At 49.5% G+C, this 21,405-nt stretch carries 20 protein-coding genes and 1 pseudogene; 2 read left to right on the top strand and 19 right to left on the bottom strand.

The genetic code is table 11. The features are described 5' to 3' along the window. Nucleotides 1-461 (top strand): alanine racemase C-terminal domain-containing protein (locus O71_RS18795; protein ID WP_007660144.1); only part of this gene is annotated, 461 nt, incomplete at its 5' end. Here the strand turns inward: O71_RS18795 and O71_RS18790 are convergent. The 18 genes from O71_RS18790 to O71_RS18715 form a co-directional block, all read right to left on the bottom strand. Further along, nucleotides 458-1,303 carry an ion transporter gene (locus tag O71_RS18790; protein WP_007660143.1) on the bottom strand — a complete coding sequence of 282 codons (846 nt, stop codon included), beginning with the start codon at nucleotides 1,301-1,303 and terminating at the stop codon, nucleotides 458-460. The genes O71_RS18795 and O71_RS18790 overlap by 4 nt on opposite strands. Before the next feature lie 9 nt (nucleotides 1,304-1,312). Further along, on the bottom strand, nucleotides 1,313-2,665 hold the full coding sequence (locus O71_RS18785) for a TIGR00341 family protein (protein ID WP_007660140.1): 1,353 nt from the start codon (nucleotides 2,663-2,665) through the stop codon (nucleotides 1,313-1,315). A gap of 77 nt (nucleotides 2,666-2,742) precedes the next feature. After that, the gene (locus O71_RS18780) at nucleotides 2,743-4,089 is read right to left on the bottom strand and encodes a DUF2254 domain-containing protein (RefSeq protein WP_007660139.1); all 1,347 of its coding nucleotides are present in this window, start codon (nucleotides 4,087-4,089) and stop codon (nucleotides 2,743-2,745) included. Nucleotides 4,090-4,203: 114 nt separating this feature from the next. Further along, nucleotides 4,204-4,578 carry a Crp/Fnr family transcriptional regulator gene (locus O71_RS18775; RefSeq protein WP_007660138.1) on the bottom strand — a complete coding sequence of 125 codons (375 nt, stop codon included), beginning with the start codon at nucleotides 4,576-4,578 and terminating at the stop codon, nucleotides 4,204-4,206. Between the two features lie 13 nt (nucleotides 4,579-4,591). Beyond that, a complete protein-coding gene (locus O71_RS18770; protein WP_155801011.1) occupies nucleotides 4,592-5,500 on the bottom strand; it encodes a universal stress protein in 909 nt (302 codons plus the stop codon). A gap of 100 nt (nucleotides 5,501-5,600) precedes the next feature. Further along, nucleotides 5,601-5,846, bottom strand: a complete 246-nt coding sequence (locus tag O71_RS26035; RefSeq protein ID WP_051017816.1) for a sulfite exporter TauE/SafE family protein — start codon at nucleotides 5,844-5,846, stop codon at nucleotides 5,601-5,603. An 8-nt stretch (nucleotides 5,847-5,854) separates the two neighbouring features. Further along, nucleotides 5,855-6,244, bottom strand: a complete 390-nt coding sequence (locus O71_RS26030) for a sulfite exporter TauE/SafE family protein (RefSeq protein ID WP_051017815.1) — start codon at nucleotides 6,242-6,244, stop codon at nucleotides 5,855-5,857. A 76-nt stretch (nucleotides 6,245-6,320) separates the two neighbouring features. Continuing rightward, on the bottom strand, nucleotides 6,321-6,782 hold the full coding sequence (locus O71_RS18760; RefSeq protein ID WP_007660136.1) for a FixH family protein: 462 nt from the start codon (nucleotides 6,780-6,782) through the stop codon (nucleotides 6,321-6,323). A 41-nt stretch (nucleotides 6,783-6,823) separates the two neighbouring features. Then, on the bottom strand, nucleotides 6,824-8,230 hold the full coding sequence (gene ccoG / locus O71_RS18755) for a cytochrome c oxidase accessory protein CcoG (protein ID WP_007660126.1): 1,407 nt from the start codon (nucleotides 8,228-8,230) through the stop codon (nucleotides 6,824-6,826). A gap of 220 nt (nucleotides 8,231-8,450) precedes the next feature. After that, on the bottom strand, nucleotides 8,451-9,635 hold the full coding sequence (locus O71_RS18750) for a c-type cytochrome (protein WP_234986332.1): 1,185 nt from the start codon (nucleotides 9,633-9,635) through the stop codon (nucleotides 8,451-8,453). A gap of 8 nt (nucleotides 9,636-9,643) precedes the next feature. After that, entirely contained in the window at nucleotides 9,644-9,838 is a 195-nt protein-coding gene (locus O71_RS18745) for a hypothetical protein (RefSeq protein WP_007660124.1), read from the bottom strand. Nucleotides 9,839-9,928: 90 nt separating this feature from the next. Further along, on the bottom strand, nucleotides 9,929-12,115 hold the full coding sequence (ccoN, locus tag O71_RS18740; protein WP_007660122.1) for a cytochrome-c oxidase, cbb3-type subunit I: 2,187 nt from the start codon (nucleotides 12,113-12,115) through the stop codon (nucleotides 9,929-9,931). Between the two features lie 144 nt (nucleotides 12,116-12,259). Then, nucleotides 12,260-12,445, bottom strand: coding sequence for a cbb3-type cytochrome oxidase assembly protein CcoS (ccoS, locus tag O71_RS18735; protein ID WP_007660120.1), 186 nt, complete (start codon nucleotides 12,443-12,445; stop codon nucleotides 12,260-12,262). Between the two features lie 184 nt (nucleotides 12,446-12,629). Next, complete coding sequence (locus O71_RS18730; protein WP_007660111.1) at nucleotides 12,630-14,960, bottom strand: heavy metal translocating P-type ATPase metal-binding domain-containing protein; 2,331 nt, start codon at nucleotides 14,958-14,960, stop codon at nucleotides 12,630-12,632. Between the two features lie 315 nt (nucleotides 14,961-15,275). Continuing rightward, complete coding sequence (locus O71_RS23510) at nucleotides 15,276-15,707, bottom strand: Crp/Fnr family transcriptional regulator (protein WP_051017814.1); 432 nt, start codon at nucleotides 15,705-15,707, stop codon at nucleotides 15,276-15,278. Beyond that, complete coding sequence (locus O71_RS23505) at nucleotides 15,707-15,979, bottom strand: cyclic nucleotide-binding domain-containing protein (protein ID WP_155801009.1); 273 nt, start codon at nucleotides 15,977-15,979, stop codon at nucleotides 15,707-15,709. The genes O71_RS23510 and O71_RS23505 overlap by 1 nt, the downstream gene beginning before the upstream one ends. A 173-nt stretch (nucleotides 15,980-16,152) precedes the next feature. Further along, on the bottom strand, nucleotides 16,153-16,683 hold the full coding sequence (locus O71_RS18720) for a plastocyanin/azurin family copper-binding protein (protein ID WP_007660109.1): 531 nt from the start codon (nucleotides 16,681-16,683) through the stop codon (nucleotides 16,153-16,155). 37 nt (nucleotides 16,684-16,720) lie between these two features. Then, on the bottom strand, nucleotides 16,721-18,466 hold the full coding sequence (locus tag O71_RS18715; RefSeq protein ID WP_007660107.1) for a murein L,D-transpeptidase: 1,746 nt from the start codon (nucleotides 18,464-18,466) through the stop codon (nucleotides 16,721-16,723). A gap of 332 nt (nucleotides 18,467-18,798) precedes the next feature. Here O71_RS18715 and O71_RS18710 point away from each other — a divergent pair. Then, a pseudogene (locus O71_RS18710) lies at nucleotides 18,799-20,696 on the top strand (M1 family metallopeptidase). A 148-nt stretch (nucleotides 20,697-20,844) separates the two neighbouring features. Here the strand turns inward: O71_RS18710 and O71_RS18705 are convergent. Then, entirely contained in the window at nucleotides 20,845-21,348 is a 504-nt protein-coding gene (locus O71_RS18705) for a ferritin-like domain-containing protein (protein WP_007660101.1), read from the bottom strand. Nucleotides 21,349-21,405 lie beyond the last annotated feature (57 nt).

The following is a 21,405-nucleotide window of genomic DNA, read 5'->3' as shown; positions in this document are numbered from 1 at the left end:
GGCCCAGCCCGGAGATCTACCAGCGTTACATGGGTATCAGCACGGACCGCAGCGACCCGTTGAGGCGGCTGATTAATTGGAAGAGCCAGGTCATGAGCCTGAAAGTTGTTCCATCTGGTGAGTTTATTGGGTATGGTAAGAGCTTTCAGGCAAGTACTGAAATGCTGATTGCCGCTATACCTGTTGGGTATGCCTGGGGCTTTAGCCGTAGTCTCAGCAACCAGGGACAGGTGCTGATCAGGTCGCACAGAGCACCAGTAGTAGGCATTGTGAACATGAACGTACTGATGGTGGATGTGACCGGTATACCGGACGTGTCTCTTAAAGACGAGGTGGTGCTGCTTGGCAAGCAGGGTAGTGAGCACATTACGGTGGCTTCTTTTGCTGAATTGAGCACCCAGCTCAACTATGAATTGTTGACCCGGCTCCCGCTGAACATACCCCGGATCATCATCGATTAGATGTTACTCCCAACCGCCTCTTCGCGGTGGAGTTCGTAGCCGCAGTTATCACAAAAATTAGCTGTCAGGGAATGTCCTTCTTTGTAGCAGTTCGGGCAAACACGCGTAGTCGTGTTCAGACGTTCTGCATTGGCGAGCTCTACCGATACGATCCCTGTGGGGACAGCAATAATGCCATAGCCCATAATCATCAGGCAGCTGGCCAGGAGTTGACCAAGCGGTGTCACCGGGGTAATATCTCCAAAGCCCACGGTAGTGAGGGTCACGATGGCCCAATAGATGCTTTTCGGAATGCTGGTGTACCCGCTCTCTCTCCCTTCTATCACATACATCAGCGCACCAACGACTATGACCATCATGAGTACAACACCCAAAAATACGGTGATTTTAGTCATACTGGCCCGCAAGGCTTTAGACAGGACCTGACCTTCGTTGACAAAGCTGGTCAGGCGGAATACCCTCGCGATCCGGAGCAATCGGAACACGCGAATGACCAGCAGGTATTGGGAACCAAGTACAAAGAGGCTGAGATATGTAGGGATAATAGCCAGGAAATCAATAATCCCGAAAAAAGAGAATACATACCTTAAAGGGCGCTCTGAGCTATAGATGCGGAGTATGTACTCAATCGTAAACAGAATGGTAAAGATCCACTCAAGCATCTGAAAAAGAGGCAGGTAATCTCGTCTCAGGGACACCACACTTTCCAGCGACACCACCACAACACTTGCTATAATCAGCAGGAGCAGCATGATATCGAAAGCTTTGCCGGCTGGCGTTTCAGCTTCGAAAATGATGCTGTACAGTTTATGCTTTAGCGTGTCACTGTTGTATGTTGCCATGGACCTGTTTTACAAAGTGGAAGAAACGCGTACGGAGTCCTTCCGGAACCGACTAGCCATATATTGCTGTATACGCTGCTCATACTCAGTAATCTTGGCAGGATCTACAAATACAGCACGTGTATTTTTAGTCTGGTTGGCAGGCTGCGGTTTCTTCCAGCCGATCATGACCAACATAACTGTATCGAGCTTTGCTTTGTTTTCTGCCACAGACACGATCTCTCCTACCTCCACCTTGTCAATTTCCGGGAAAATCAGTTTAAGCTCTCTGCTGGCGCTTACTGGTGTATAAGAGTTGGCCAGGCGCATGAGGCTGTCTGCCCGCTGACTCTGCATCTTCTGAATCTCGATGGTCTTCAGGAAGTCCTTGGTGAGGTTGTTGGTGATGTCAGATGCCATACGGCGTACATCCTCAGCTGATACATCCAACTGCACCAGCTTTACACGGTGTTTTGAAAGCGAATTCTGGGCCAGCACCTGATCATAATGCTGGAGCAGTGAATCAGGCACAGGGTTACCAACACTATAGATCTTAATTGTGCTCAGCGTGTCGGTATCCGTTACTTCCCACTTAATGATTTCATTATTTCGGTTTGCAAAGTCGCGCACGATCAGGTTCTCGATCTTCTTCTTGGTCTGAACGCTTTGGTAGATGTTGTAGAGGAAATAGGCGCTTGGTGATACTACAATGAACAGCATCAAGGCCATGATGCGGGCTACACGACGCTCTGTGGCTTTGTCTACGTAGTGTTTGATATCAAACTTCAGGTATTTTACGATCAGGAAAGTCGCTAGGCTGATAAAGACGGCGTTGATGAAAAACAGGTAGAAGCCGCCGAAAAAGAAATCGAAGCGACCGAGCGCAAGACCATAGCCAGCCGTACACAGCGGCGGCATGAGGGCAGTTGCAATGGCCACGCCAGGTATAGCGTTTGATTTATCAGATCTGGAGATAGAGACAATACCTGCCACACCGCCAAAAAAGGCGACCATCACATCAAGTAAGGTGGGTTTGGTACGTGCAAGCAGTTCGTTGGTAGGCTCTCCGAGTGGCGTGATCATGAAGTAGAACGTACTCACAATCAGGCCGGCTGCTGCTGCAAGTGAAAGGTTCTTCACAGAGGCCCACAACATTTCGCGGTCATTGATGCCTACTGATAGCCCCACTCCCAGAATCGGAGACATGAGAGGGGAAATAAGCATGGCCCCGATAATAACGGCGCCGGAGCCAGTGTCGAGGCCAATAGAAGCCAGCATGGCGGAGCAGATCAGCATCCAGGTATTGTTGCCGCGAACAGGAATCTTATCGTAAATTTCGCGAATAGTGCCTGGCTCGTCGGTCTCGTGGATGATGTTAAGCACACTGTCCAGGCTCTCTTAATCGAATCGAAAATCATAAACAGGAATTAGCAATTCCTGTAAAAATAGCTTTTTTTCGCTTAAGTCCCCAATTTAACACTTAGCATCGGGAGCGTTTGAGGAAGTACTGAGGTGTCATTGAGGGCTTTTACCAGCTGATTTATTTTTGTTCGATCACCTGGGTTCTTGGTCGTTTCTTCTGCATCCGACAAGAGCTGCTTCGCTTCTGTTGTGATTGGTGCCAGTCGTTTAGGGTAACTTTTTGCTGCGTAACTTAAGTTTTTGAGTAGGTTCAACAGTCGTAGCACAATGACGGGGTCTTCTCTGCCATATACCCGGATTGGCCCCAGACAATGACTCAATAAGTCCCTGTAATTTACTTCGTCCAAACGCAGTCGAAGTACATTATCTTTGTCATGAAAGATTTTCTCGTCAGTGAGTTGCATCCGGATTATAAAGAGGTCAGTCAGGTAGTCAATCGCTTTTATAGCGGTGCCTGGGTCGTTCACGCTGGGGCTTAAAGCCTTGACAGCACTTTCGGTAATCTGTTTGAAACCATAGAGATAGTTCATATCGGCAAGCTCCTCCTGGTAATAACTGATATTACTATAAAGATCTTCACAAAAAGAATCTTTATCTTTCAGAGCACCGGCCACTTTTGCAAATGGCAATCCTTTGATCACAAAATGGCCAAGGGGCTGCATGAATTCCAGCACCACATCATGCTTTCTGCAAAGCTCGATAATCGCTTTCTTATCCACTTTTTGCAGATATCCGCTGAAATCGCTGTTGAGTTCCCGCCAGTCTCCCGTTTCAAATATTGCCGGAAGTGCCTTTCCTTCATCTTTTGAGATTTCTTCGCGCAATTTATCCAGGGTCAGTTTGTAGATGCTCTCCAGGATATTGCCGATCTGAATGGCAGCTGAAATGGAATGGATGAAGTAGACAAAGAAGGCCAGACAAAGGATTGTAAAGCACATGGCCATGAATACTGCCAGCCCGGGCAGGTCAGCATCATAACTTTCAGAGCGGATATTTACCATGACAACCAAGGTATAAATCAGCGTTCCCAGGTATAATCCCAGCACTTTTTGGTTTGACTTGGAAGAAATCAGCCCTGGTATGACACGGGGTGAAAAGTTGGCGCTGGCCTGATTCAGGACAAGCATCACCATGGTAAAACTGAAAACGATCAGGGAAAAGATCCCGGTGGCGATCGAACTCAGGATCATGGTGGCTGTTTCGCCGTGCGTAATGATGAAAAAAGGCAACTCATCTTTCAGGGAGTTGCTAATTCCCCTGGTTTCAAAATAGATCATCAGCACTGCAATCCCGAAAAAGAGCAACGAGATGATAGTCGGGTAAAATCCTATACTGGTAAAGATGAACTGAATGACAAGCTTCAGCCGGCTTATGATTCTCTTCATAGTGCGGAGGCGGGGTTACATTGCTATATATTACTGTATGCTTTGGGTATAAGTTATAAAAACAAAAGAGCCGACAGCTTGACGCTACCGGCTCCGGATCATAAGCGGGTTAGTTTATTCGAATGCTGTCTTTGTCAGGCTGGCTTCCCAGCTCATCATTTTGAGCAGGTACAGTCGAATCATCGGATTCTCGTGCAGTGCTCTTTGCACGGCTTCCTTATCTATCCTGATCAGTTCGGTATGTTCAAGTGTGTAGGCCGTAAAGCTGTAAGTGTCATTCAGTAAGTCGGTGATGCCAAGCAGAAAATCCGGAGGGGCAATCACCTGCTCATCTATACCTGCCGCCTGGTCAGCAAGTGCCACACTCCCCTGGGTGACCAGGTAGAAAGTGGAAACCTCCTCCCCTTGCCTGAAAATACAGCGCCCACGCTCCAGGAGCTCCGGCTCGCCTTCAATCATTCCCCTGCTGATGAAATCCCTTACTGCCATGCTGGTTTAATTTTTACTGATGTACAGACTGCAGTTGCTCCTGCTTTTGCTTGCTTGTACAATTGACACAGCAACCCGAACAAGGTTTCATTTTATGCTGACGGTAGGTCAGCAGCGGGATGCGTGTATGAAAGGCCATGGTCTTCGTGTAATTTGTGCTAAAGAGGCGTTCCATGAGATAATTATCCTGTGTGGCCAGTATCAGCAAATCAGCTGAGGTCTCTTCTGAAAACTCGCTGATGCCCTCCAGCACGTCTTCTTCTTCCAACAATCTGACGGCTACTTTTCGTCCTTTCAGCTGCTTTTCAATTTCCAGCATAGCCGCCTTGTAGTAGCATAGTTGGGAGCGTTCTTCTTCACCATATACCTGCACAAGCGTCAGTTTGGCATTTAGCTGCTGCGCCAGGTCAGCTATACGGAAGAGCACCTTTTGGTCCTGGTCTGTAAAGTCCGTTGCAAACACCAGGTTTTTCAATTTTCGATAGTGTATGGAGGCTGGAAGCACCATAACCGGACATGAAACAAGGTCCATCACGACAGCAGCCAGCTCAGTTGCTTCCCTGTTAAGACCATTATTTGCCCGTGTTCCGGCATCCATCAGCACCAGGTCGATCTGGTATTCCTGAACAACGGATTGGATGCTATCACGTACCTGCCCTGGCCGTACCACACAATCAAAAGGTGCTGCGACTTTAGAGTATTTGAATTCACGGCTAAACACACGCTCGGCAAAAGATCGAAGCTTTTGGATGCAGCTGCTTTGCTGCGTATAAGTCAGGTCGGCCGTTTTACAGGCATGGAACAAGTATAGCTCCGCTCCCAGTGCATGGGCCAGCTGTCCGGCGTAGTAGAGCAGGTCCTCCCCTGTCTCGTTCAGTTCCAGCGGTACCAGGATGCGTTTTGTCTGCGATAGCGTTGTCATAGTGGTCATGTTTAGTATAGTAAAGGTATAGGTGGATCGCTTAGGATGCAGTGAGCTGCATCACCTGAAAAAGTGACTTTTAACAGTATTGGCTTTACAGCTATTTGGGCTTGGAACAGCAGCTCATTTCGGTGGTATGCTGTTCTGTCTGCACCACTTTAGGGCTGAGGTAAGGTATACCGAGGCCTAGTCCACGTACAATGAATAGCACAGCCAGTGCCATGCCCACGTAAGGGACGGCCCTGTTAAACATGCCTCGCACTTTCAGGCTGATCAGTTTGCCGGAAAGTGAGACAATATACATAAGAGGAAAAGTGCCCAGTCCGAAAAGCGCCATATAGAGCATGGCACCGCCTATACCCGGGCGCTGATGGCACCTGCCAGGGCAATGTAAACGAATCCGCAAGGCAGCAGACCGTTGAGCATGCCCACTATAAAAAGGGAGCCCAGTGAGTTTTTCTGGAAATAATAGCCAAGTTTCTTGCGAACCCAACCCATCACTTTGTCTGTGCCCAGCACACTGGATGCCTTACCTTTAAGAGCTGCCGGCAGCACCAGCAGCAACAGGATCAAAACACCCGATACAATCGAAACTGTTTGTTGCAGGCCCGCCATCTCAAGTGACTGACCAAAGGCGCCTGCGATTGCGCCCAACGATGCGTATGTGACGATGCGACCACCATTGTACAGGAGCCGACCGGCGTAGTAACGCCAGCCGGAACTCCCGACAAATGGTAGCGCCATTGCTATAGGGCCGCACATCCCGACACAATGGAAACTGCCTAATAAACCAAATAGAAATCCTGCCCAAATCATGGCCTTACTTTATTTGGATGGTTTTTTCTGAATAGTATGCTTCTTCTCCGTCGCTGAAGTTCACGCGAACTTTCCAGAGACCTTTTTCAAGTTCTCCTACTTCTATGAGTTGGCTCAAGTCGCGACCCAACTGCAGTGGCATTTGCTGGTCCAGCTTATCGTCTGACGGGCGGAAAAGTGTCACCATACCGGTTAACTTTTTGTCGCTGTAAGTGGCGGGTACCTGCAACAGAATAGTTTGGCCCTCCTCCTTGTAAGTAAGCATTACATCGCCGAGCGCCTGTGTGCGGCGCACACGGTCGATCTGATCCTGGTATGCGATCTCCTGTGCGTAGTAGTCCTTACTCACCAGGTCCACATCCTGGTTCATGGCCTGTATCACAAAGTAGACAATGTAACCCATGAAGGATACCAGGCCGATAACGATGGCATAAGGCCAGAAAGTGAATTTTTTATCTTTAGTCATGATGATTGCGCTTGAATAGTTGCTTTGTAATGAAGCGATAATTATTTGGCAGGTGCCAGGAACTTAGTATCCTGCGTGGTGATCAGCTCACCTTCATGGTATACCCCGATCTCAATTTTGGCATTCATGCCGGTCAGTTGGTTCTGCGGGATCTCAGCGAAGAACACCCCATCGGCTTTGCCCTGTGCTGGCAGCACCAGTTCACTGCCCACCATCTGAATAGAACCATCCTTGTTTAGCAGTTTCAGGGTAAGCGGCATATCGGTATTCGTTTTATTGATTACCGAAATATTGTACAGGTTCTTCACCGTGCCCTGCTCTGTTTTCTGGTAAAGCTGACCTGGCGTGCGGAGGATAGTGGCCTCAGCGGCGTCGCGGGTGAGCAGAAGTGATGTAAGCGCAACCAGCAGGAGCAGCAGCACAGCGCTGTAGCCCATCACCCTCGGTGTGAAAAGTTTCCACTGACGCCCTTCCGAAATAGCCTCTTCAGAATCGTATCGGATCAGACCTTCCGGCTTGTCGATCATGCGCATGATGTCGTTGCAGGCGTCGATGCAGGCAGTACAGTTGATACATTCCAGCTGTTGTGCTCCGTTACGGATGTCTATACCTGTCGGGCATACCTGTACGCACTGGTGACAGTCGATGCAGTCGCCCTCGGTACGCTCCTGGCCTTTGCGCAGCTTGCCTCGAGGCTCTCCACGGCCATAGTCATAAGCTACTGTCAGGCTTTTCTTGTCAAGCATCACACCTTGCAGGCGGCCGTATGGACAAACGATCGTACATACCTGCTCCCGGAAATAGGCAAACACCCAGTAAAATACACCTGTAAAGGCGACCATGGAGCCGAAGCCCGCCAGGTGATTAGCCGGACTATCAGTAACGATCTCTTTAAGAGCATCTATCCCGATGATATAAGCCAGAAAGGTATTGGCTATGATAAAGGAGATAAATAGGAAAACAGCAGTCTTAGCCCCTTTCTTCAGGATCTTCTCCGTGTTCCAGGGCATCTTATTCAGTGCCCGTTGTTTGGTGTAGTCCCCCTCTATCAGGTACTCGATACGGCGGAAAACCATTTCGAGGAAGATCGTTTGCGGACATACCCAGCCACAGAACAGCCTGCCATAGACTACTGTGAAGAGGATAATAAAGACCACTAGTGCCAGGAAGGCCAATACCAGGATAAAGAAATCCTGAGGCCAGAAGAGGATGCCGAAGATCACAAACTTGCGCTCTACGATGTTGAGCATCAGCAGCGGCAGCCCGTTGATCTTAATGAAAGGCCCTGCAAACAGAAAAGCCAGCAAGCCGTAGCTTACCCATTTTCTGTAGTCGTAGAGTTTGCCTTTGGGTTTTTTAGGGTAAACCCATACCCTTTTACCATGCTCGTCTACTGTCGAGATATGGTCCCGGAATTCCTCCGGTGCGGTGTGCAATTTAGTTGCCATGGCAGTTTAATTTGTGCGGATATTAATCCTGCCTGTTATTAAATATTATGGTAGCCAGTAGCGGCCTTGTGCTGCTCTTTGCTGATACAAAATTCAGAATTCGCGCCCTGGTAAAAGATGACCAAAGTCATTCTTCCAGGTGATTGTCATCAGTAATATCCAAAACACGAAAGGCAGACACTCTTTCGAATGCCTGCCTTCATGAAGGTTGGTTGTTGATTTATTCTTTCTCGCCCTGGGCCTCTTTGGCGTTAGGCGGGTTGGTGCCCTGCAGTGACAAGATGTAGCTACTTACTTCCAGCATCTGGTCTTTGGTCAGTTTACCCTGCCAAGGAACCATGCCCTTGCTTGGTACACCGAACTTAACCGTCTTAAAGATGTCGTTCACATCGCCTCCGTGAAGCCAATACTCGTCCGTCAGGTTAGGACCTACCGTACCTTCACCGGCCTGGCCATGGCACGCTGCGCAATTCTGGATGTAGAGTGACTTACCAGACTCAAGGGCAGCCGCGTCAGTCAGCACTTCGTAGTTGGTTACCGCATTCGGGTCTTCCACGTTCTGAGCGGCAATCAGAGCTGCCTGTTGCATCTCCATTTCATACTCCTCTGCCTGCAGCGCACCTGTGCGGAACACATGGTAGTGCAGCATATAGCCCACTGCAAACACGATGGTCACATAGAACATATACTTCCACCATGGTGGCAGGTCGTTGTCGTACTCCTGTATACCATCGAAATCGTGGTTAGAGTGAATCTCGTCTTTTGCCTTTCCTGTCATTACGGTGGCATCACCGCTTAGCAGAGCATATACACGTCCTGAGAAAGTAGCCTGAAATTCTTCATCCTTCAGCGAGTCGCCCATCATCGGTACGATTACGCGGAAAAGCATTACCAGTACCACGACGATCAGCAGGATGATCAGGCCAACCAGGCCATAGATGAAGTGCACGATCGGTGGCAAATCCATAAAGGCGACGTCCTGTGGTGCAGCCGGCGTATCAGCTTTAACTGTTGTTGTAGCTGCCGTTTCTTCAGCCTGGGCAGGTGCAGCGGCGCTTGCCTCTTTTATGTAGGCAATTACGTGGTTGATGTCATCTTCAGAGAGAGAACCTTCGAAAGCCGGCATCGGCATTTTTTTGAACTTCTCATAAACGGCCACCGCATCCGCATCACCTGACTGGATTAACTCCTGCGAGTTGCTGATGAACTTGTGCAGCCATTCATCCCCGCGGCGCTCGTGTACGTCTTTCAGGGCTGGTCCTACTACGTCGGCATCCATGCTGTGGCAGGCGGCGCAGTTGCCTTCAAATATTTTCTTGCCCTGCACTGCATCCTGTGCGAATGCCGCAGCACCCGTCATCAGAACAAAGCCGGCCGCCAGGGCCAGTTGTTTCAGTTTATTCATGGGAGATTTCATTGTCTGTTCCCTCCTATTGTTTGGTCTTGGTCCTCATCTGCGCAGGCAAAGCTGCTCATGCTGCTCACATACTTCTTGTCCATCAGGGCCACATACACCAGCAGACCCAGGAAGAACACGAAGAAAATAGTAAATGAAATGAGCGGGTATATTTCAATGCCATCTATGGCTTGTAACACGTTCTTGTACATTGTCTTAGAGTTTTTGACTTGAGACTTAGTGACGCTGGACCAGAGTGTAGCCTCCGATGTCCTTTGTCACTAAGTCTTTTGTCAGGTTTACTATTCTTCTACTTCTTCAGCTTTCACCTTGATGTCGGTACCCAAACGCTGCAGGTAGGCGATCATGGCGACGATCTCGCTTTCAGGGCGCACTTCCAGGCCTTCTTTGGCCAGGTCGGCGGTGATTTCACGTGCCTGCTTCATCAGCTCCTGGTTCGCATTGGCGATGTATTCGTCCTCGTAAGGCACACCCAGCTGTTTCAGCACTTTCAGTTTCGCCTCAGTTGTGGTCAGGTCAACGTCCTGCTCAAACAACCATGGGTAAGCTGGCATGATAGAGCCCGGTGACATGGATGTTGGGTCGAGCATGTGGTGGTAGTGCCAGCTGTGCGGGTACTTACCGCCTACTCTGTGAAGATCCGGACCGGTACGCTTAGAACCCCACAGGAAGTTGTGGTCATACACGAACTCACCTGCTTTAGAGTACTCGCCGTAACGCTCTGTCTCCGATCTGAACGGACGGACCATTTGCGTATGGCAGTTCACACAGCCCTCTTTGATGTACAGGTCACGTCCCTGTAGCTCCAGCGAGGTATAAGGCTTCACGCTGGCGATAGTTGGCACGTTTGATTTGATCACGAAGGCAGGAATAAATTCTACCAGACCGCCAATCAGGATGGCTACAGTAGCCCAAACTGCCATTTGCATCGGGCGCTTTTCGATCCAGCTGTGCCAGTGACCGGCATTGTGGCTTACTTCTTTCACAACCGGAGGAGCGATAGCCGCTTCGTTAGCTTCTAATGCACCAGACTTCGCTGTCTTATACAAGTTGTAGATCATCAGGAATACACCGCTCAGGTATAGCACGCCACCAATACCACGCAGGTAGTACATCGGCACGATCTGCAGCACCGTTTCCAGGAAGTTAGAGTACTGTAGTGTACCTTCTGCTGTGAACTGTTTCCACATCAAACCTTGAGTGAAACCTGCCCAGTACATAGGTATAGCGTAGAATAGGATACCCAGTGTACCTAACCAGAAGTGCGCATTGGCTAGTTTCTTAGAGTGTAGTTGTGTCTTGTACAAGCGTGGGAACAACCAGTACAGCATCGCAAATGTCAGGAAGCCATTCCAGCCAAGGGCACCCACGTGCACGTGTGCAACGATCCAGTCGGTGAAGTGCGCGATGGCGTTCACGTTCTTCAGCGACAGCATCGGACCTTCGAAAGTAGCCATACCATAAGCGGTGATCGCCACTACCATGAATTTCAGCACCGGCTCCTCACGAACCTTGTCCCAGGCGCCACGCAGCGTCAGAAGACCGTTGATCATACCACCCCAGCTTGGAGCGATCAGCATGACAGAGAACACAACACCCAGTGATTGTGCCCAGTCAGGCAGTGAGGTATACAGCAAGTGGTGCGGACCAGCCCAGATGTAGATGAAGATCAGCGACCAGAAGTGAATAATGGAAAGTCTGTATGAGTATACCGGACGGTTAGCAGCCTTTGGCAGGAAGTAGTACATCAGGCCCAGGAACGGCGTTGTCAGGAAGAACGCAACCGCATTGTGGCCATACCACCACTGCACCAGCGCATCCTGCACCCCGGCGTAGCCCGAGTAGCTTTTCCAGAAGGTAACAGGCAGCTCATAAGAGTTTACAATGTGCAGCACCGCTACGGTCAGGAAGGTGGCAATATAGAACCAGATAGCCACATACATGTGCTTCTCACGACGCTTGGCAATAGTACCGAACATGTTCCAGCCAAATACCACCCATACCAGTGTAATAGCGATGTCGATTGGCCACTCCAGCTCAGCATACTCTTTCGAGGTCGTAATACCCAGCGGAAGCGTGATAAGCGCCGCCACAATGATCAGCTGCCAGCCCCAGAAATTTAGTTTGCTGAGTTTGTCGCTGTACATGCGCGACTTGCAGAGGCGCTGGAGTGAGTAATACACACCCATAAAGATGGCGTTACCCACGAAGGCAAAGATCACCGCATTGGTGTGCAGTGGCCTGATACGGCCGAATGTTGTGTACTGGTTACCCATGTTCACATCGGGGTTGGCGAGCTGGAACGCGATCAGCGTACCGATAATCATACCGGCTACGCCCCAGAATACGGTAGCGATACCAAAGTCGCGAACGATCTTGTTGTCGTAGAAAAAGGATTCGATCCCCCCTGTATCCTGACCTACCCGTTTCGGGTTCGGCTCTAAGACAGTTGCTACATTAGTTGACATGTGCGGTGTCCTCCATTGGTTAAGGTGTGTTGTGAAATACTGTTTGTTTGCTTGTTAATCATGTGCAAAATTGAGAATTCGGCCTCTCCGAAAAGATGACCAAAGTCATTCTTCGAGGTGATTGTCATCAGTAATCGAGGTGACTTATGACTGCTTCTGGCTTGGTTTTTCGGTTTTTGGCACGCCGTTGAACTCGTTTTCGAATAGCATGCGAACAGCTGGGGTATAGTCGTCGTCGTACTGTCCGGAGCGAACTGCCCACAGGAAAGCGGCCAGGAAACCGGCTGCTACAAGCACACTGACAGCGATAAGAACAAATATGATATACATGGGAGTATGAGATTTAGTGAGTTAGCGAGTTGGTGAATGAGTGATTGAGTGAGTTAGTGAATGTTTATACCTGAGAATATTAATCATTCACTCAATCACTCAATTATTTAAAGTCCCGCCTTTTTTGCGGCGTACTTCACGGAGAGGGTGGCAAAAGTCATCACACTGAGCGTACTGATCGGCATCAGGATAGCGGATACGATCGGAGTAAAGAGCCCATCACCGCCATGGTCAATCCGACCACGTTGTAAATCAGCGACACAGCGAAGGTCAACAGGATCAGCGTCATGGTCTTCTTGGAGAACTTCAGGAACATGCTCAGTTTGTCAAATGACTCCGCATCCAGGATAGCGTCGCAGGAGGGTGAGAAGTTGGTGACGCTGTTGCTCAGGGCTATACCTGCATCACTCTGCTTCAGGGCACCGGCATCGTTCAGCCCGTCACCCACCATCAGCACCTGGCGGTGGTCCTGCTCTTTCAGCTTTTGGATGTACTCCAGTTTCTGAACAGGCGACTGATTGAAGTTCAGCTCTGCTTCGCTGCCCAACAGTTCCCGCAGTCGTGCTTCTTCATGGTCGTTGTCGCCTGAGAGCACAGCGATCTTCTTGTCTTTCAGATCGCCCAGCACATTGCTCAAGCCATTGCGGTACACGTTGAAGAAGGTATAGTAACCTAGTACCACACCGTCTATCGATACATAAACTGTTGTTTTGAGAGTGTCTTTTTGCTTGTCTGCTGGTACGCCCAGGTATGCGGCGGAGCCTACACGTACATGCATACCCTTCACTTCGCCAACCAGTCCTTTACCGGTGTATTCCTGGAAACCTGTTACAGGAGCTGTGCTGCCTTGAATGGACTCACTGATGCGTTGACTGAGCGGGTGTGTCGAGTGACGTAGCACTGAAAGTATCGCTTGCTGCTGATCAGTTGAAAGTGTTTTGCCAGTGTAAGTTACCTCTGCTTCACTTGGCTCTGTCAGCGTACCTGTTTTGTCGAACACCACGGTATCAATCTTAGCCAGTCGCTCTACTACGCCCGTGTTTTTGAGGTAGAATTTGTTACGACCGAACACACGCATGGTATGGCCGTGCACGAAGGGCGTAGCCAGTGACAAAGCACAAGGACAGGCAATGATCAGCACGGACGTGAAGGCCTTCATCGCGATGTCCATGTCGCGCGGCACCCAGTAAACGAGTGCACCGGCTGCTACCATCAGCGTTACGATGATGAAGTACTTGCCCGCAATATTAGAGTAGGTATGCAGGTACTGCTCTTCGTTCTTCGAGAAGACTGTGTCGTTCCAGAGCTGCGTCAGGTAGCCCTGCGATACCTCCTTCACTACTTCCAGTTCGATGCTCTCGCCTACCTGGCGACCACCTGCATAGATCACTTCGCCGACCACTTTCTCCACCGGCTCCGACTCACCGGACACAAAGCTGTAGTCGATCATGGCACGACCGTGCAGCAGGATGGCATCGGCAGGTATAAGCTCCTGATTACGAATGCGGATACGGTCGCCCACCTGAAGGTTTCGTACAGCGGTGGAGGATTCCTCGCCGTTCTCTTTCAGCACTGTGATCGACACCGGGAAATAAGAGGTATAGTCACGGTCGAAGGACAGCGTATCATAGGTGCGCTGTTGGAAATACTTGCCGATCAGCATGAAGAACACCAGACCTGTGAACGAGTCCAGATAGCCTGGTCCGCGGCCGGTGAGGATGTCAAACAAGGAGACAAAGAAGAGTGCCAACAGACCCGTTGAGATCGGCAGGTCGATGTTGACCATGCGCTGCTTAATGCCCTCCCAGGCTGACGTAAAGAAACCACGTGCACTGTAGAAGAAAACAGGTATAGACAACAGGATGCTCAGGTAGCCAAAGAAAGAGCCGAAGCTGTGTTGCAGCCCCTGCGTAAAGTCCAGGTAATCCGGGAAAGCCAGCAGCATCACATTACCGAAAGCAAAGCCGGCTATACCTAGCTTGTAGATAATGGTGCGGCTCTTTGTGGTTGTTTTCTTGCCGTCTGTGTCGGCCAGCGTGATGGCTGGCTCGTAGCCGATCCGGGTCAGCAGCTCTACTACTTCACGCAAAGAGGTCTTTTCGTGAAAGTAAGTCAGGGCTACTTCCTTGCGCATAAAGTTCACCGTGGTTTCGGCTATACCTGGGTTCAACTTGAACAGGTTCTCCAGCAGCCAGATACAGGAACTGCAGTGCATCTGTGGAATGTAAAAGGTGAGCTTACAGATCTTGTCACTGCGGAAGTTGATCAGCTGGGCCTCCACACCCGGGTCGTCCAGATAGGCAAAGCGGGCATCCGTAACCGGCTTTTTGCCGGTGAGGCCAGGACTTTCTTCCAGGTTATAGTAGGTACAGAGATTATTTTCTTCGAGAAGTTCATAAACGGCTTTACACCCATCGCAGCAGAAAGCTTTCTCGTGTGCTACAATGGGCTCATCACCACAGGAATCCCCGCAGTGGTAGCAGTTCTGAATATTGGTTTGGAGTGCGGCTTCCATCACAATTTTCCTTTATTAATGTCTGGTACAAAGGTAATTGGGAGGCAAAGCCTAAAAGATGATGCATGTCACTTTCTGAACTGATAATGCTCAGTGCATAGCCCTGTAGGAAGGCCGAAATTTGTAACATCAAGAAAGACGAATAAGGCAAGCGCAGGAGCGCAACATACCTGTCAAAATATTGTTTTGTGATTAAAGTTTAGTGTTTAGTATAAGGTGATTTTAGCTTAGAGGAGAGACTGAGCTACAATAACGGCAGGCGTCATACGGCTGCCGTTTTTTATTGCCTATACCTGAAACATTGAGCCAGCCGGCCTAGTCGTACATGTGGCTGATCTTGTAAAGCTTGTCGTGATCCAGAATGGTGATGGAGCTGCCTTTAGCGGAGATAAGTCCTTCTTCTTTGAACTCAGAAAGTAAGCGGATGGTAGTTTCTTTGGCAGTACCTACAATAGAGGCCAGGTCTTCACGGGAGATGGAGATGGTAAACTGATCACCTTCTTCGCGTTCCTGGTAGGTTTTTTGTAACAGCAGCAGGGCCTCTGCCAGACGCTCGCGCACCGGCTTGTAGGCCATTTGCACCATACGTTCTTCAGCTTCACCCAGGGCATTGGAGATCAGTTTCATCAATCCTCCCGCAAATTCTACGTTCTGGCTGATCAGCTCCAGGAATTGAGAGCGTGGTATAAAGCAAATCACGGCATCCTCCAGCGCAACTGCCGAGGCAGAATAGTTCGTGTCGGCCATCAGGCACGGTAGCCGATCAGGTCACCCGGTTTCGCGAGTCGCACGATCTGCTCTTTGCCGTCGCTCCCCAGCTTGGCGATTTTGATCTTACCTGAATTAATGCAATAAAGTCCCGATGGTTTACCCCCTTCGTGAAAGATCAGCTGCCCTTTCTTGTAAGCGAAACATGATTTCGTTTCAGAAAGGTGCGACAGCTCAGATGCTCTGCAGCAGCTCAGCAGGGAGTTTGCCCGGCTCGAACAGTTCAGACAGTCAGGGTTGGTGAATTTCATAAGCAATCAGGATGCTGCAAAAGTATGCATTCGCCTGTTATATCGTATGCCTTCTAACATGGTTTTTTTGCATTTCGTTCTAAGGCTATACCTGTAAGTGATTAAAGCTCAAAAAGAAAGCCCCTGCCTGAGAGCAGCGGCTTTCTGAAATTTTAAATTACTTAGATCTATTACTACCTGATTATCAGCTTTCCTTTCATCAACGGCGTCTCGCTGGGGTACGTGTTCACGAACTCATACACCCCGATTTTGTCAGGGGCCGTAAACTCCATTGTCACGGTCTGGCCGGGTAGTGCCAGTGGTGAAGCAGCCAGCATTAGGGTACTGTCGGGCAGGTAATTGCCGGAAGCGCCCGCCTCGCTCCCTTTTCGGGCTACCTGTGTTGAATAGCCCTCTTTCGTAAATACGATGTTGTAGATCATCTTAGGGTCTTTTCCCTCGTTTGTAAAGGCCAGCCTGACATGCGAGCCGGCTTTTACCTCAATTGTGTCCTGGTCGAAGGTCATACTTTCCAGTTCCTCGCCTCCTATAGCCCGGATACTTACTTCCTCAACATCCTGCAGTGTGGTGTCCTGCTCCTCTTCCTGTTGCATCAGCGGCTCATCTGTTGTTTTTTCCGGCCTGTCACCTGTCTCCTGCTGGTTGCCGCAAGCGGAGGCAAACAGTAAAACAGAGAACAAGCCGATTATCCATATCTGTTTCATATCTCGATTATTAAGATTGAATGCTTATACTTGGAGTTTAGCTGAATAGCTCTTGCTCCAGTCTCTTGTCGTGTCCGTATATATCGTCCCGAAAGTGGACGTTTCCATCCTCATCGACCCAGCTGGTAAAGTATACTAGGTATACTTGTACCTTTTTAGGTAAGGTGATCCAGGTCTCTTCTCCCCCATTAATCGTCTCCTGAATGCGGCTCTCTGTCCACTCCGGCATGTCTTTCAACACATATTTGGCCAGGTCCATGGGGCGCTGCAAACGTACGCAGCCGTGGCTAAAGCCGCGCTGTGTCTGGCTGAACAGTGAGCCGGAAGGTGTGTCGTGCAGGTAGATGGCATGCTCGTTCGGAAACAAAAACTTCATGGTACCCAGGGCATTCTTCGGCCCCGGACGCTGGCGCACCATATAAGGGAAAGTTTTCTCAGTCACAGATGACCAATCGATAGATGATGGGGAAATCTGCTTCGGATTACGCTCTTTGGTTACAACTTCCATGTTCTGGCCCTCCAGGTAACCTGGGTTACGGGCCATAGCCGGTGCGATCTCTTTTTCAACAATACTGTTGGGAATGTTCCAGTAAGGTGCCAGCACCACATATTCCATTTTATCGCTGAATATAGGCGTGGAATTAAGCTCCTTCCCTACGATCACGTTCATTTCTATTGTTTTTTTGTAAGAACGCTCAGCCTCCGGACTATTATTTGGATCTTCATAAACATACATCTTGTATTCCGGGATATTGACCCAAATGTATTTCTGATCCAGACTCTTAGGCACCAGTCGTTTTGGTATCCAGCGCCAGCGCTCCATGTTCATCATGATCTGCTGAATACGATCCTCCACAGGCACATTCATCATGCGCAGCGTGTTGCCACCTACTTTACCATCAGGGACGATGCCATGCAATTCCTGGAACGATTTCACCTGCGCCTCCAGTTTATCATCGAACCTGCGCATAGCCGGATCGTTGGCATTGATCTGTGCACTGGGGTCAAGTCGCTTGCGGAGCGAAATGACAGCCGCGGCTGTGTCTCCCTTCTCCAGTATTTTGCGATTGCCCAGTTCCACTTTGGCCCAGCCGCCTTTTTCTTCCAGTTCGCGATAGCGCTGCAGGGCGTCCCGCAAGTCGGTATAGCCCTTGTGTAAGGCCTCAAACTCGTAATAGGGGTAGGTACTTTCTCGCTCCTTCAGAATGGTCTGAAGTGCCTTATGCAGTTTAATTTTATTGTTGCGCACGCCCCACTGCACCTGTTTTATGTTGCTCGGGTTGATACGCCCACGGTAAAAGTCAGAGGCATAGTTAAAGTAAGTACCTGTCAGAGCAATGTCGATCTGTTGTTGCAGTTCCAGCCGGGCAGAGTCCTTACGGCCCATATCGTTGTAGCGGCTGATCATTTCATCTATGGCGACCACCTTGTACTCTTTGGGATCAAGACCTTCCTTAGAAGCATTATTTATCGTGGTCAGCAGTTTCTCTGACTCAGGTACCAGATCAGATCCCTTGAACCAGGCCAGGCGATAGTCACGGTCGCCGTAAAACTGGTAGATCAGGTCTTCGTGCTCTTTGAATTGTTTTTGCTGTGAAATATAGTCCTGAATGTATAGGCTGTCGGTTTCAGTAGCTGCCAGGGTATTGAGGCCCAGCATTTCTTTTACGCCCCCTGTTCCCTCTTCTTTGCTTTCGCTGCTTTGGTTGCAGGAAGCTAAGCAGAACAGGCAGAGGATGACAAGGCCTATTGGTTTTATTTTTCTTAGGATGAAAGGGTTCATGTGTGTTGGTTTAATGGCCTACTGTGACAGGTTTATAATCCGGTAGAACTATATCGCCCTTCAAATTGTGCTATTTTACAGTAGTGATTGCCTTTTTATCTTGATTTTGCCTTATGTACTTCAAACTGGCATAAAATGTTCTGTACAAGGCTGCATAGCATGTTGAAAGCAGTCAGCCTGTTTCAGCTCTGCAAAGCAGATTAACTTAACTGTCAGGAGCGAGCCTCTATAACATATTACGTACTGCGAGCACCTGTCGATACGTTTAGACACTGATACTTTACAGTTCCTGACAAATAATGTATCTTACCACACCATAACCAAAGTATACAATGACTCCATACCGTAAATTCTTACTTGGCCTGGGTTTGGCCGGAAGTCTGCAACTAGGCGCCTGCTCTACCCAAACCACTACGACAGATGAAACTATGACAGCAGAACAGCTAGGAATGGCCCAGGCGCCAAGCGATGTACACAGCTTTGCCAAACCGGCAGAGGCCGTGGCTCGCCACCTGGATCTCGACATCGCCGTGAATTTTGATCAGAAAGTAATCGCCGGCAAAGCCTCTTACCAGATAGAGAATAAGGCAAAAGGCAACGAGATTATTTTCGATACCCGTGGTCTTGAAATTGAGCAGGTATACCTGGGCAAGGAACAGACTCCTACCACCTTTAAGCTGGGCGATGAAAAGGAATTCCTGGGTCGTCCGTTGATCATTGCTATACAACCTGAGACAGACTATGTCACCATCCAGTATCGCACAACTGCCAATGCAGACGCGCTGCAGTGGCTGAATCCGCAGCAGACAGCAGGCAAGAAACATCCGTTTCTGTTCACGCAGTCACAGGCGATCCTGGCACGCACCTGGATTCCAATACAGGACAGCCCGGGTATTCGCATCACCTACAGCGCCAAGGTGCAGGTACCGAAAGAGCTGATGGCGGTGATGAGCGCTGAGAACCCGCAGCAGAAGAACAGCAGCGGCTCCTACACCTTTGAAATGCGCCAGGCGATCCCATCCTACCTGATGGCGCTTTCTGTGGGTGATATGGTGTTCAAGCCCATCGGGCAGCAAACAGGTATCTATGCGGAGCCGGCTACCATTGATGCAGCCGTATACGAATTTGCCGAGATGGACAAAATGCTGGTGGCTGCTGAAAAGCTGTATGGCAAATACCGCTGGGATCGCTATGATCTACTGGTGCTGCCTCCTTCCTTCCCTTTCGGTGGTATGGAAAACCCACGCCTGACCTTTGTAACGCCGACCGTACTAGCCAAAGACCGCTCTCTGACCAGCCTGATCGCACACGAACTGGCGCACAGCTGGAGCGGTAACCTGGTGACTAACGGCACCTGGGATGACTTCTGGCTGAATGAAGGCTTTACAGTCTATTTTGAGCGACGCATCATGGAGGAGATCTATGGAAAAGACTACGCCGACATGCTCAACGTGCTTGGTTACCAGGATTTGCAGCATACTCTGGAAGACCTGGGACAAACCAGCGATGACACCCGCCTGAAACTAGACCTGGAAGGACGTGATCCGGATGAAGGGCTGACCGATATTGCTTACGAAAAAGGCAATTTCTTCCTGCAAAACATTGAGCGGGTGGTTGGCCGTGAACGCTTCGACCAGTTCCTGAACAAGTACTTCCAGACTTTTGCGTTCCAGAGCACTAACACAGATCTTTTCCTGGATTTCCTGCGCAAGGAGCTGATTCAGGGTGACGAAAAAATTGCTGAGCAGATCAACATCGAAGGCTGGGTGTATACGCCAGGACTTCCGGAAGATCATGTAAAACCAACTTCGAAGCGCTTTGCTCAGGTAGAAGAGTCATTCAAAGCCTGGCAAAGCGGCAAGCCAGCCAATCAGCTGCAAACCAAAGATTGGTCCAGCCACGAATGGCTGCATTTTATTCGCATGCTGCCTGAGCAGATGAGTCAGCAGCAGTTAGCCGAACTCGACAAAGCCTTTGGATTCACAAATTCCGGCAACTCTGAAGTGCTGGCCGCCTGGTTTATCCATACCATCCGCAACAACTACGCTGCTGCAGATCAGGCACTGGACAACTTCCTGACCAACGTTGCCGCCGTAAATTCCTGGTGCCGATCTACAAAGCACTGGCCGCTACACCTGCCGGAAAGAAAAAAGCACAGGAAATCTATGTGCGTGCCAAGCCAAATTACCATGCCGTGTCTACCAACACGCTGGATGCCATGCTGAAATAGGTATAGCAACCAAATACAAAAAAAGCCCTGCAGCAATGCGGGGCTTTTTTTTGTTGGCACAGGTATAAACGAAAAAAATCTGTCTACTTCTGGCCAGCTTGGTTAGCATGGGGAAAGGACAGATTTTTTTCCTTATTTCGTTAGAGCCTTACTTTGCTCCTTTGTGTTCGGCTTTTACATTGATCTTGCTTTCAGCCAGATCAGTCAGCTTGAGGTCTGTGGCTTTTTCTTCTTCCAACGTGGTGTGCAACAGGTTCAGTATCTCTTTGTGACCTAGTTGCTTGGCATAGGTACAGAGAGTGCCGTAGCCGGCAATTTCGTAGTGCTCCACACGCTGGGCCGAAGCGATCAGGGCGGCGTCCATCACATCAGAGTCAGCGTTTTCAGACATCATGTCCTGCGCTTCCTTGATGATTCCTTCCATCGCCTTGCATTTTTCGCCAGAGGCCTTCATGCCCAAAATATCGAAGACTTGTTCCAGTCGCTCAATTTGTTTCTCCGTTTCGCTTAAGTGCATTTCAAAAGCCTTCTTGAGCTGAGAGGACGATGCCTCCTTCATCATTTTCGGAAGTGCTTTTGTAATCTGCTTTTCAGCGTTGTAGATGTCCTTGAGCTCGTGGACAAATAAGTCGTTCAGGTTGTTTAGTTTCATAGCTTGGAAAGGTTTAGCGTCGTAAATAAATATAAGCCTGGGCTTGTGTGATTACTA

It is taken from the genome of Pontibacter sp. BAB1700, assembly GCF_000277005.1.
GTDB lineage: Bacteria > Bacteroidota > Bacteroidia > Cytophagales > Hymenobacteraceae > Pontibacter > Pontibacter lucknowensis.
The sequence above is the reverse complement of the archived record's forward strand: the minus strand, read 5'-3'. Positions and strand labels throughout refer to the sequence as shown.